Raw genomic sequence first — 13,028 nt, 5'->3', positions numbered from 1 at the left:
TTGTCTTACAGAGTAATACTCCTGGGTTGATCGCGATACAGTGTCGCTCTAACAATCCAGCGCGTACAGACATTTGAGATATAAATTTCGGTGGCCCAGCATGAATATTGACGGATACTTCGAGAAACTGGCCAAACTAGTGCATCACGCCAAAAGTGTCGGTCTAGCCATTCAGGAACTGGTGGAGCAGCGCGATCAGCAACTGCTGGTTACACTCCTTTCCTTTCGCGAGAGCATGTTAACTTCGGAGGACGAAAACTGGCTCAGTGGATATCTACCCATCGGCTTTTTCGCCGGTTGGACTCGTCGCGAGCGCCTCGCCGCATTTGCGCTTACCTTTGAGGCGCAGCGTGAGTGGAAAAGGATTGAGGTTCGATCCCTTTGCGAGCCGTACGCCAAAAGCCAGCGACTATTCAAACATGCTCCCCACATGTTCGACGAAATTCGAAAGCGGGTGAACGGCAGGCCGGATCAGGAACTGATCGACGTCTTGGCCACGACGTCCATCGATGGCAGTGAAGTCTATCGCGCCGGCAACGGTTACACGTAACTCTGCCCCTATCTCTCTCCTGAAATAGTGAACTGGGCTCGGGAGGAATGGCCGAGTGCGCCCACTTTCATTCGATTGGATGCAGATTGCTACACGGCGGAACAGCCGCTGCAAAGGCTTTGGGAATCGGCGATGGTTCCAGCGAGCCCGAGCTGGCTGAGCAACTTCGGCCTCCGCAAAGGGATGAAGGACTTCGGATCGTATCAATTGCTTAATAGGCCAATTTCCGACGGACAGGCAGAATATTGGGATTATGACGTTAAAATGGTGCGTCGTCTCGAGGTGTGTGTCGAGCGACGGGAGGAGAACTACCTCACTATGATGATCGAAGAGTTGCCACGCCCCGATGATTCAAGCGGTCTTATGATCGGACGCTGTATTCATCTCGATACTCGTGATCCAGCGTTTACGCCCCTTGGCGAAGTGAAGATGCAGCATCTGGATTTAGCCATTAATGTTTATGAGGACGAGGACCGGAAAAAGAGGTTTGACGGCAGCCTCCAGAATGGCCGCGTTCATGACGCTACCTTTCGAACGCATCTTCTCCGCATCGAAGGAATTCCGTTTTCATCCCTTTTCCTATTCAGCGCAATGTTTCTGGAATCGAAGGTCTTGATTGGCGAGTGGGTCAACGACCTTGTCCGTCCTGAACCATCTACGGACGGCAAAAAGGAGTAATGAGGCGTCGATGACCCGATGGGACGAACCGCCGAACTTTGGGTCAGAAAGAAGTCCTCGCGGAGGAGGAAAGCAGCACGTTGTTGTGAAGCGAGCGGGTAGTCTGAGAGTGGCTAGTCAGGACGAGGGAATTGTTCGTGTTGCGCACACCGCTTCCAGGATAGCTTCAGGCGACTGAGTTTTGGCCATAGTCTTAAAACGCACCCAATAAATGCAATCCTTGAGATCCGTCGACCTGCACCGGATGAAAGGACCAGAAGTCACGGAGGACAGCTGCGTGCGGATGCGCGTAGCCTTTGTGGTCTGGGTCAGATGAGAAAATGCTCGCTTCCGGTTTTAGAAGCGATCCCAAACCTGAGTGCCAGTTACCCTCGGCCCCGTGATGCATGACCTGGAGGATGCCAGCACGTGCAAGTCGGCTTCCGGGTCGATAATGCTTCTCAAAATCGGCGAATTGTTTCCCTGCGCCGAGGGTTCCGTCGCCCGTATACATCTGCGAGAAGCGCGTGCTTCCGGCGAGGGAGCCGAGCGGACGATTGGAGGAGTGCCAAAGCAGGACCGCAGATTGATTGACGGGGCCGGAATAAAGGAAAAGCGAGATAATATTCCGGTTCTTTGATGATTTCCCAAAGTGGGCATCGTAAAGCTTCTTTAGCTTGTCGAGCGTGGCGCTGCGTGTCGTCGGTACGGTCAGGATATCTTGTACCAACTTCGACGCTGCTAACTGGAACCTTTTCGTGGCTTTTGGCAGCATTGACGGGTCGTTATAGGGAAGAAACTCCCAATCGAACGGTACTGATATCGTTCCGCCTCGCTTCAGATAGCGCACATTCGCATTGTCTTGCGCGCAGAATAGCTCATCCTGTGACCCTTCCGGTGGCGTGTCCTCGGGGAACTTGATAGGGGGCTCTTCCGGTCCCTCAAGATCTGGACCCGGTTCGATAGGCGGAGGTGGCAGTTCGTCATCCGGTCCGGAGGCCAGTACAAACACGATTTCGCCTATATCGCCACCGTCCAAGGCTCTGAGATAGCCAACCGGGTCAATGTAGAAGCCAAACTCGGCGTCGTCGGCTGATACGCCTTGCTGAAGCGCCAAGACAAGGCGCTGGAGCGGCGTGAGATAGGGGAGCAAGATCATCCGAATTCGAGATGTCTGCACGAGGCGCGAAAAGCCGCTGATATGATCGCGGTCGAAATGGGAGAGGACGGCCAGATCGAGCCGGTTGAAACCCAGTGCAGAACGCCTGAAATTGCAGGACGCAATGGCATCCGCCAAGAGGCTGTCCTTTGATGTCGTTCCGCAGTCATAGACCCAATTGAAGCGGGGGCCGTTGTCCGCCAAAATTGCACCTGAGGAGAAAAGGCCCTGGCCTACGGGCCACCAATCGAGCAAGAGATATCGTGGGCCATGCCCTCCAAGAGAGGGACCACCAGCAGGCGGCTCGAACAGTGTTGCGTCAGGATAAACGCCAAATTGGCACGCGAGCATAAAGGCGTGCACCGCTGTCTCAGATGCGGGTCTGATCGCGCTAAACCAATGGCCTTTGCGAATCTGCCCGATTAGGCGGTGATTGAGGTCTCGATCCGGATGGGTGAAATAGGCCAGGATTTTCTGATCAGTTGGCCGGGGGCTGAGGTTCAGCATACCCTTTATGACACTGACTTCAGCCTGCGATAGAGACTTCACGGATGCCAAATTTCCCCCCAGGAATGTCGTAGACGACGGTCGTCGCATAATCTAGTTTATGGACTTAAGACATTGATACATAATGATATAATGGTGATTCTAGCCGACATGAACCGTTACGTCATACCCAAGCGATCGAAGGGCTTTGCTGGTCCGCCCATTGCGCGGCGGATATCTGTCCGGCAATGCCCACCCTACAATCTCCCCCAGAGCGCTCACGCCGATCAGTTCGATTTTCCGCTTGGGATCGACAATCGCGTTCCAAAGGCGAACAGGGACGTCTTCAATTCGACCATCATAGAGAATGTAGGATAGAGTCTCCAATGCGGATACCCCACCGCGGTTTGGCGCCCGGTAGATATGTCTCGCCAGGGCATCAACTTTCTCGGATATGTCGTATGGCCGGTCGCCCTTTAGCCCGATAAGTCGATTGGGCGCACGTCGGGCAAACTCCCGCGTTGCGTGGATTTTGCCGAGCACCTGAATGAATTCATTTTCCGTAAGGCGTTTTAGACGGTCTTCCGCAAACGCCCGCTGCAAGGCGGGGGCAGTCTTATTGAGCATCCGGTTCTCGTCTGAACTGTCCGGCCGCTTCTGCCACCATCGAATTGCAGTCTCAACGGCGGTATCTGGATCCAATCTGTTTCTGCCAAAATGCGTCTCGAAGTCTGCTCTCCTGCCGTCGAATGTATGCTGGTAGTAGTGAGCATGGAGGAACTGGTCGGCATGGGCACCCAACGGCGCGGTGGAGCTCACCCAAGACGGCCTGTTTCCGTCAACTGAAATCTTGACGGAGATGTCTCGAATAATTTGAAGAGTGCGGTTCCACTCATTCAGAAACGCTTGCTTGCGCTGCTCACCCGCTGACTTCGCGCTTGAACGTGCCAGCCCGCGGAAATGCGGAACGAGGGTGGTTGCGGTGAACGCTTCATCCGCAGCCTTTTGAGCAATTTTGCGCCTTGTCAGTTCCTTGTTCCTGGCCGAGATAAGATCGAACAGCTCCTGAGTCAACGGGGCAGCATGGGTCTCAATCTCAGCAAAGAATTGCTCCAGCTGAAGATCGTGACCGCTAGCCACCAGCTCGTCCTCGGTGAGGAAAACACCGGCCTCGACGTTATTCCACCACGCGCTTTGGGTAAGGTTTGCAGAGCCGATGTATGCGCCGAAGCCGCGCCACCAGATTACCTTCGGATGGAATTGGCGCACGAGCTTGCACGTATAGCGCCCCGACCTTCGGGAAAGGAAACGTTCGAGAATGAGGATACTCACCGGCACCTGTTCATCAAAACGTCCCCAGAAACGCAGCGGTAGTTTGTTTTCCCAACACCAATCAAAAAGAAGATCGTTTTCCGTGGCGTAAGCGACCGCAGCATCAACCCGATCAGTGTCTTCGACAGCATTCAACAGAATGTTTCGGAGATAGTTGCCGTTGATCCCGTTCAAAAGCAATTCCAAGCGGCGCCCCCTTTTTCTTCGACTGATCTATACTCTTTGAGGTTGTTGCGTCAAAGTCTGGTTCTTCTCCTCCGACAGCGGAAGGCTGCGACGGTGCCCTCGCATCAAATCACGGGAGCCGGGCGCAGACGTGATGCAGAAATACCCTACCCTGATCTGGCGATCTCCAAGCAGCCGTCCAAACCCGCTCTCTTGGCTACGGAGCGCGAGGTTTTTTCAGCGCCTGCCGAGCGTAAGAAGACGCTGATATCGAGGATCCTTCTCGAGCTTTGGTGCGACCTTCTTAATGTGGAAAAGAGCTTTATCGAGGCCACTTGGAACGATCGCTCCGTCATCCCCCGCAACCGACCGATCCATGATCGACAAAAGGGCCGCCGCTTTTTTAGGATCGTTGATAATATTGAAATCACCTCGATCTTCATCCAGGTCGATCACTCCGAAATCATAAAGCGACCAGCAGTCGAAGGGCGTAAGATATGGGAGAACCATTTCGGTTGCTTCGACATAACAGGATGCAGCCTCAGCCGGTAGTCGAGCAAGCCTCTCGGAAACGGCCTTTGAGCTAAGAGTAAGTTCCTTCGGCCACACGTCCGAGAAGACGGAGTTGACGATCTCGAAACGTTCCTCCTCCGTCAAATCATCGTCCGGTGCAAGATACTGCGAAAAGGCACGCACCGCCTCCGTGCGGACTTCATCTGTCCCCAGCCTCAACATCTGTTGGATCAGATCGAGGGACACGGCGGGTTCTGCGTTCTGAACACGATCCGTCAGCGCCGACCAGACGACGCGTTCCGACAGATCCCCTCGAACCTCGCTCGACAAGCGGTCGGATAGAGCTGCTGCCACCAACGACGGGGCGAGTTCTGCCACGACCTCCTTTTGAGGGAGGTGCGCCATCGAAAACGCTTCCCACAAGACGGTGGTTTCCTGGCTTTCAAGTGCGTTGATAAGCGGCTGGAGAAGGAAATCTCTCGACCACTGTTCTGCAGCAGCGATGAAGTAAGCCAGTTCCCTGACGAGAACAAACTGCGCGTGAAGGCGCGCTATCCCGATTGTCTCACTTATTGCTTGGAGCATTTGTGGCCAACGGCCCTGAGACAGTGGATTATCGCCCTTCTTTACTGTCGGGCAGGTTTCGACGAAGGCCAAGGCGAGCTGGCCGGCGGGGGAGTTGAAAGCCTCCTGACTATAACCGGAGCGATCCGCTTTGCTCGAATTCGTTTTCTCGACAGCGAAGGGCCACAACCGAAGCCAGGCATTTTGGAATTCCTCGCGGCTCGTGAGCAATCGATCCCAACTCGTCATGAACGACGCGAGGCCGTCAATGGCCTTAGACAAAACAGTCGCACGTTCGTCGACAATTGAAACACATATGGACAGCGCGATCAGGATCTTATCCTTGTCTTCTTGCGAAGCCGTGTCAGGCGTGGCGTTAAGGTTCGCGGGCCGGTAAGCGTATCCAAGTGCTTGCCACACCTTGGCAGCGACAGCACCCTCAGCCTTCGTCAGAAGACCGAGCACCACAGATGCGTTTTCTGCAATAAATTCCGAAGCGTTCTGACTTTTGTCGTCCCAGCCCGTATCTGCGAGCGATTTCGCCAGCTCGTCCAGGAGTTTGGTTGTCGGGATCGCGTCGAAGGTTTTCTCGACAGTCCTTACGCGATGGATCAGGCGGACACCCTGATTGAAACCGTGTGTCAGTTCAATGGCTGGCAGGTCTCCCGACCGGGTTGCGAAGTCGTCGAGCCATTCCTGACCTTTATCCGTAAGGTTGCCGCCCGCAGCTTGGATTCGTCGAAGCTCCACGAACACGTGGTGGTCCCTGTAACCTGCCCTGTCCGATTTCTCGATCCTGCTGGGAATAAGCTTCGCGGGCTCCCCTCTCAGTATTCGCTGCTCGATGCGATTTTGGTTGTCGGTAGAAAGTGTTGCCCATCGAAGCGCGCGCAACTCAGCGAATTCTGGATATGCGCTCGCCCACCAGAATTCTCGGTCGGAAAGCTCTATGAGGAAAGCTGCGACCTCATCACTGTCAACAAGCGCCGGGTTCCGGGCCGCTGCGGCCCAAAGCCGCCGATAAAGCGTCCAACCTTCCCGGTCCCAATTGTCGATAACCCTACGGGCGGCCTGAAGGTCGAGGCTGCTGAGACGCTCCATCACCGCAAACATCAGCTTGGTCGATGGTGCGAACCCTTCACTATGACGATCCGGCTCACCGCCACCATCCGGATATTGCTCCGGAGGTACGAAATAGGCTCGGTGAATCTGCCAGTTTGTGACGTCCATATCCTTGGAAATTGAACCAATCATATGCCCGAGATTTAGTCCTGCGAGCAGCGCTGCGTTCAAGGCCGTCGCCAATTCGAAAAGGAAGTTGCGATCTTCATTCGCCTGAAGCCCGATGTCGGCCGGCATCAACCGGCTGCCACTGGATATGGACGCATAGATGAGATGCTTGAGATGCCGCGGTCTGGCGGGCTGCGCCTCTCCGGAAAGGGCCCTTAATCGCTTGGACGTATCGATCTGGAGCCACGGCCGAACCGCATCCACAATCAGACGGATCGTCTCTCGCGGGCTACCACCACCCTTTAGCTGCCTACGGATCTCGTACTTTTCCCGGTGCGTTTCGACATCGGGCCTTTCCCAATATTCGAAGACACATCTCCAAGCCAAGCTGTACGGATCGCGAACGGGCTTCGGCTGGTACTCAACCAAATCTCGCAGCGCTTCACGTTCTGCGATCTGATCTGGTTTCAGCTCGATTGCCCACTCGAGAATCGCTGTGTCCTCAAGTCGTCCGTCGGCGAAAGCTCGTGTTGTTAGATTAATCCTACGTTCGGTATCGGTAAGGCTCAATCTAGGCATATCAGCGCCCTTTCCCGGAATCGCGGATAATACGATTCAAGAACGTTAGCCAACGAGGCGACCGGCTGGCGCCAGAGAGGATTCTTGCAAGTTCAGCTTGTTCGCTAGGGTTGGACCTCCGCGCATAATATCTGAGAAATGATTGGGCAGCCAAACCTTCGGTACTGTCGGGGTCGAGGGCAGCGAGTTTCTTTAGGTAGGACTTCGTCCCTTTCTCATTCCGTCGGTCGGGGATGATGTCGGCCCACCGCACCAATAAATCACCCAAGGCCTTATGTTCGTCGATCTTGTCGTAGACGATGGGCGTGATCCCCCGGCTCTGCCATTCGACGGCCATCCGCTCATCACCAGGCTTGCAACCAACGAAAGCGTAACGCCGCTTAAGATCGACAAAGTGCCGCTCGTCAGCAGCGATCGCATTAAGAAGGTAGCGGACAGGTGAATCACTGGCGCTATAACCAACGAGAACGATGTGAAAAATTCTGGCTGCGTCATAAAGGAAAGACGTGATGAGATTGCGCCGGAGATATGAGTCCCCGAAATCCTGATCGGTCAAAATCAGCGCCGACCCCTTCTCCTTACGCCAGCCTAGTTTCCCATGAATATGAAGGATACCGGCAAAGTCTCGGCTGCTGCTGGGATTAGGTATTTCACCTCGAGCGAAGGCTTCATGCTGGACGCGAAGCTTTGAAGCAGCCTCGCTCAGGAGCCTGTCGAAGTTGGTCGTAACGAGGAGCGTCTGACCGTAACGCTGCCCGAGGCGTACCAGCGCGTCATGGACCGGGTTCGGTTCGATCGTCTGCGAAAGAACCGTTGTCGCTGCTTGTCGCATTGTGCTTTCTTTGCTTGGATCTCCGTCTATCCGACGCTCGAGCATGCCAAGAACGACGTCGAATTCGCGCTGGCAGAAAAATTTCAACTCCGTTCTCTGCTCGTGGCTGAGCAGATCGGTCACCTCATACCATTTCGGACCATCTTTTTTGGAGACGGCCTTGATCGCAGACGACATGGACGGATCGACAATGTCGTAGATTTTCGCGACGAGCCCGCCAAAATCGGGGAGCTGGGTCGGTTTCGGGTATGAAGCGCCCGCGCCGACAACAAAAAGAACACGTCCTTGATCCCTTGCAAGAAGAAGGTCTTCGGGCAGGCTGGGAAGGCCAGGCCAAAATATGACTTCGCTAGACATCCCGGCTCCCCTGAATCCACCCTGCGTTGAGACGGAAGGTACATAGTCGCGCTACCACTTGAGCGCTCAGCTTGCAACTGTAACTGGACCGCCCTGGTCACCAGCACGCAACAAATGGCGCGCTGTGCCGACCTGCGGCTTGAGGTTCTCGCCAAACCTGCCGCCGCCAAAATCTCCCCGCCGTCTTCGCCGGCTGCTCGGGCGAGCAAAATTCAGGCGGCGGCAGATCCTCCGTGTGCGCTCCAGCCGCACGCGTCATTCCAATGGGCCCGGGCAACAGAAAGCGAGGGGCAACCGTCCTTTCTGGTCAACGCCCTAGGTGCCGATGGTGGGAACAACACAACGCTCAAACACAAGTGAGTATCTATTCTCCCATACGCGTTTAAGATGTCTTGTAATTATTTAATATTTTTAATTATTTGAGTTTACTAGATAACGCGTCGCTGGTTCGAGTCCCTTCAAGGCGCGCGCAATTTCCGCCGATCGCCATCCATAGCCGTCGATAGCCGCTGAAATTATGAGGGTGCAAAAAGCGGAAGATGGTCCCCTATCGAATACTCTTGTACTCTGCCGCCGAGTACTGGCGGGCGACGCTGCCTCAATCGACGACCGTGCCGAACACGTCGAGTCCGAGTAGCTTTACGTTTTGGAAACATCCCAGCACATCGGTCTGATCAGGAAGATAAGCTGAAAAGCCGCTAGAATTTCTAGCGGCCCTTTTGATCGCAGAGGCTTGGGAGTCAAATTACTCTGCGGCGACCTGTTGAGGGCTAAGACGCAGCGCAGCTGCGCGACGGTGGCCTTCCAGTTGCTCGGTGGCACTTTGGCGAATAGCTGCCGGAGCTACGGCAGCGACTCCACGCTCGTCGAGCCACTGGTGCGTGGCAATCTTGACGTATGAGCCAACCCAAAGGCCACCCGTATAGCGACCGGCTGCCATCGTTGGCAGGGTGTGGTTCGTACCGCAGCACTTGTCAGAGTACACAACGCTGGCCAGTTCGCCGATAAAGATCGAACCGTAGTTGCGGAGCTTCTTTGCGGTCGCCTGAGGGTCACGGGTGTGAACCTGAAGATGTTCAGTGGCGATGTAATCGGAGTAGGCGATCATCGTCTCTTCGTCTTCGACGACGGTCACTTCGCCGTAGTCCTTCCACGCAACGCTGGCAACCTGAGCGGTCGTCAAGGTTTCGAGCTGCTTTTCGACTTCCTTGATCGTCTCTTCAGCAAGCTTACGGTCCGTCGTAACCAGCCCTACACGGGTGCGCACGTCATGCTCAGCCTGAGCCAGCATATCGGTCGCGAGGGTTGCGGGGTTGGCGGTCTCGTCAGCGACGATGAAGATTTCGCTTGGGCCTGCAAGCTGGTCGATACCGACCTGACCAAAGACCTGCCGCTTTGCTTCGTTTACAAACGCATTGCCCGGACCGACGATCTTGTCGACGGCAGGAATCGTTTCAGTACCATAGGCCATTGCAGCAATCGCCTGGGCTCCGCCGACGCGGAAGATTCGGTCTGCACCGGCGAGATGGCAGCCGGCAATCATAGCCGGATGGGCATTCGGTGGCAGGCACGCGATGACCTGGTCACACCCGGCGACTTTTGCAGGGACAACCGTCATGACGGGTGCCGAGAGGAGCGGATAGCGACCACCCGGGACATAGCAGCCAACGATTTCTATCGGGATGACGCGATGGCCAAGGTGCAGCCCCGGAAGCGCCTCAATTTCCAGCGGGAGTATCGTGCCCAGCTGCGCTTCGGCGAAGCGACGGACGTTTGCAATGGCAAACTCGGTGTCTTCGCGAGTTTGCGGGTCGAGATCGGCGATAGCCTTGAGCTTCTCTTCGTGAGTAACTTCGAAGTTGGTCACGTTGGCCTTATCGAACGCGACAGAGTATTCGCGAACGGCGGCGTCGCCATGCTTACGGACATTCGCAATTATATCCTTTACGGTCTTTTCGACAGGAGCCGTATCCGAGACAGCATCTCGGGTCGGTTCCTTGACCCGTGTAAACTTACCTTTCAGCGCATCGAGACGCGACGTCATCAAAACCTCCTATGTGGGATGATCCTGATGAGCATCGTGAAACTTTGGCACCCTCGCAATTGCCTACAAACAACGTGTTCATTATTATCACCAACTCAGTAGTCGCTAGCTCCACGAAGGTATCTCGATTGTGGCGAAGGTGGCATGCTCAGGCGGTGCAATATAGGGGAACGATAATTGCCAAAGATTGGTAGTAAGCTCCGGGAACTGCGCCGCCGCCGCGATCTCGGTGTGAGGGAGTTGGCGGCGCGCTCAGGAATTTCACATTCGACGATTTCGCTTATCGAGCGAGACAAGATGAGCCCTTCAATAGATACGCTCGGCGCGGTATTGGACGCTCTAGGAACGACCCTTCCGGGATTTTTTTCCGATCTCCAATCCAGCCTGCCATATTCTCCATTCTATTCGTCTGCGAACTTGGTGGAGATTGGAAAGGTTGAAACAATTTCATATCGTGTCATCGGGCTCGATCATCCCAATCGACAATTACTAATGTTACACGAGCGCTATGCACCCGGGGCTGACACCGGCGAAGAGTTTACGCATGCGGCACAAGAGGCAGGCATGGTCCTTTCCGGAGTGGTCGAAATCACCGTCGGTAACCAAAAAAAGGTTCTGAAGCCGGGTGACGGCTACTACTTCGATAGTCGCCTTCCACATCGCTTTCGAAACCTACATGATGGACAGAGTGAAATCTTGAGTGCCATTACCCCTCCGACATACTAACTTTGCTGTCATCTATTGCTGGTGAGTATAGTCACCGGGGGCGTTATCCTGCTTCCCTAAGTCGCAAAACCTGCTTTGCTAGGTCGATAACTAAAAGGGGGAGCGTCCTATGGTTCTTTGCAAAGCTACTTTCATCGCGTCAACTGTTCTCGCGGCTAGCGGTTTCCATAGCCGCGTGATCTGACAAGTGTATCCCGGGGCGAGAACATCCAAAAGGCACGGCGCAAGATCTTCTTCGCGCCGGCTCGTGCAGTTTCCCCTTCGCCACTTCGATGGACGAGACCGTGCTGACCTTGTTCTTTGCGGGGCCAAGGCAAAGAACATCGGCGCGCCAAATGTTCTCGACAACTCGAGAAATATCGGTCCCGCGAACGCGGCTGCAGGGTTTCTTTTTATCGTGGGAACGATGCTCATCGCGGGACCGGCATCGCCGGCTCAAAAGAATACCAAGCGAGCCTAGCAGAACATAGCTTCCCGGCGGAGCGTCTTTTCTCTCCGGAAAGCTCAAAAAGACGGCCAAAGGCCAGCAGTACTCTCCAACGCCGTTGGAAAGTTTGGTGTTGAGCGCCCGTACTGGGCCAATCGATGAAAAGGGGAATAGCAATGTTTAAGAGACTTATTGCTTCGGCGCTGGTGGCGTCGTCTTTAGCTAGTTCTGCGATGCCGGCAAATGCAGCAGAAGATGGCGTCACGCTCGGTTTCGCTGTGGCGTTCACGGGTTGGGAAGCAGCTTACGATGGTGAAGCCACTAAGATGGCTCAGCTGTGGATCGAGCAGCAGAATGCAAAGGGCGGGCTTCTCGGCCAACCGATCAAGCAAATTCAGCAAGATACGAAGTCCGACCGCGTCGAAGGTGCCAAAGCGGGCCAGGCGATGGTTCAGGGTGGCGCAGATGTTGTCCTGGTAACGGCTGATTACGACTACGGCGCTCCAGCAGCTCTCCAGGCTCAGAAGGCTGGCCTAATCTCCGTGTTCCTAGGAGCATCTGATCCCAAGGCCGGTGTCGCTGGCGTTGGTAAGCTTTCCTTCACCGCCAACAATGCTGGCCAGGTTGAAGGCGCGACAATGGCCGAATGGGGTATCAACAGGCGTGGCTTCAAGAAGGGCTACGTGCTCGTAGACAACCTCCTCGAGTACAACAAGTCTTCCTGCGCTGGTTACGAATGGGCGTTCCCACTTCACGGCGGTACGATCATGGCGAAGGACGAGTTTAAGAACGGTGACGCCTCCATCAGTTCGCAGGTCACTCGACTTGCCAATGCTGTGCGCGACGAAGGCGTTGACAACGTGATGCTGTGCTCAGTCACCCCTGGCGGCGCAAGCGCGATCAAGCAGATTCGAGCTGCTGGAATCAACATTCCGATCTTGAGCAACACGGGCATGGATGGCCTTTATTGGAATAGCGCCGTTCCTGACCTCAAGGACTTCTACGTGCCTGTCCAAGCGGTCTTCTCCGGCGATCCGCGTGCAGAGGTTGAGGCACTGACGAAGGCGTATGAAGCAAAGTACGGCAGCCGCCCTGCGACGCAATATGCTTACCCGATCTATGCGTGGCTCGACCTTTACGCCAAGGCAGTAACGAAGGTGGGTTCGACCGATGCCGAAAAGGTTGTTGTCGAGATGAACAGCTACAAGGATACTCCGACGGTTCTTGGTACGCGCTCGTTCTCTGACCTTGTTCACATCCAGACGCAAATCCCGATGTTCGTTACCGAGATCAAGGACGGCAAACAGAACGTCATTGAGGAAGTGAAGATAAGCCAAGATATTCCAAACGACGTTCTCTACCGCCTGAAGAAGTAAAGGCGCAGAACTGGGCACGCCGGTTAACTGG

Annotated in this window: 9 protein-coding genes and 1 pseudogene; 5 read left to right on the top strand and 5 right to left on the bottom strand. The window is 55.0% G+C overall.

Going from position 1 to position 13,028, the window contains the following annotated elements; all coding sequences use genetic code 11:
• Positions 1-100 precede the first annotated feature (100 nt).
• Both FHX03_RS25700 and FHX03_RS25695 read left to right on the top strand, forming a co-directional pair.
• On the top strand, positions 101-550 hold the full coding sequence (locus FHX03_RS25700; RefSeq protein WP_168340246.1) for a hypothetical protein: 450 nt from the start codon (positions 101-103) through the stop codon (positions 548-550).
• A 132-nt stretch (positions 551-682) separates the two neighbouring features.
• Complete coding sequence (locus FHX03_RS25695; protein WP_168277113.1) at positions 683-1,228, top strand: hypothetical protein; 546 nt, start codon at positions 683-685, stop codon at positions 1,226-1,228.
• Between the two features lie 193 nt (positions 1,229-1,421).
• On the opposite strand, the gene FHX03_RS25690 is transcribed toward FHX03_RS25695, so the two are convergent.
• The 5 genes from FHX03_RS25690 to hisD all read right to left on the bottom strand — a co-directional run bounded on the left by FHX03_RS25690 (position 1,422) and on the right by hisD (position 10,468).
• Positions 1,422-2,924, bottom strand: coding sequence for a hypothetical protein (locus tag FHX03_RS25690; protein ID WP_205930900.1), 1,503 nt, complete (start codon positions 2,922-2,924; stop codon positions 1,422-1,424).
• A 90-nt stretch (positions 2,925-3,014) separates the two neighbouring features.
• Entirely contained in the window at positions 3,015-4,370 is a 1,356-nt protein-coding gene (locus FHX03_RS25685; RefSeq protein WP_183856064.1) for a phospholipase D family protein, read from the bottom strand.
• Positions 4,371-4,586: 216 nt separating this feature from the next.
• Positions 4,587-7,226 carry a hypothetical protein gene (locus tag FHX03_RS25680; RefSeq protein ID WP_183856062.1) on the bottom strand — a complete coding sequence of 880 codons (2,640 nt, stop codon included), beginning with the start codon at positions 7,224-7,226 and terminating at the stop codon, positions 4,587-4,589.
• 10 nt (positions 7,227-7,236) lie between these two features.
• Positions 7,237-8,424, bottom strand: a complete 1,188-nt coding sequence (locus tag FHX03_RS25675) for an SIR2 family protein (protein ID WP_127431721.1) — start codon at positions 8,422-8,424, stop codon at positions 7,237-7,239.
• A 745-nt stretch (positions 8,425-9,169) separates the two neighbouring features.
• Positions 9,170-10,468 (bottom strand): histidinol dehydrogenase, encoded by a 1,299-nt coding sequence (gene hisD, locus FHX03_RS25670; protein WP_168277111.1) that lies wholly within the window; start codon positions 10,466-10,468, stop codon positions 9,170-9,172.
• 177 nt (positions 10,469-10,645) lie between these two features.
• Between hisD and FHX03_RS25665 the strand changes: the two genes are divergently transcribed.
• The 3 genes and pseudogenes from FHX03_RS25665 (at position 10,646) to FHX03_RS25660 (ending at position 12,997) form a co-directional block, all read left to right on the top strand.
• Positions 10,646-11,194, top strand: coding sequence for a cupin domain-containing protein (locus tag FHX03_RS25665; protein ID WP_127431719.1), 549 nt, complete (start codon positions 10,646-10,648; stop codon positions 11,192-11,194).
• Positions 11,195-11,448: 254 nt separating this feature from the next.
• A pseudogene (locus tag FHX03_RS34640) lies at positions 11,449-11,654 on the top strand (ABC transporter permease); the annotation flags it as partial.
• 143 nt (positions 11,655-11,797) lie between these two features.
• Complete coding sequence (locus tag FHX03_RS25660) at positions 11,798-12,997, top strand: ABC transporter substrate-binding protein (RefSeq protein ID WP_183856060.1); 1,200 nt, start codon at positions 11,798-11,800, stop codon at positions 12,995-12,997.
• Positions 12,998-13,028: the final 31 nt, after the last annotated feature.

The sequence above is a fragment of the Rhizobium sp. BK456 genome, from assembly GCF_014194045.1.
GTDB lineage: Bacteria > Pseudomonadota > Alphaproteobacteria > Rhizobiales > Rhizobiaceae > Rhizobium > Rhizobium redzepovicii.
The sequence above is the reverse complement of the archived record's forward strand: the minus strand, read 5'-3'. Positions and strand labels throughout refer to the sequence as shown.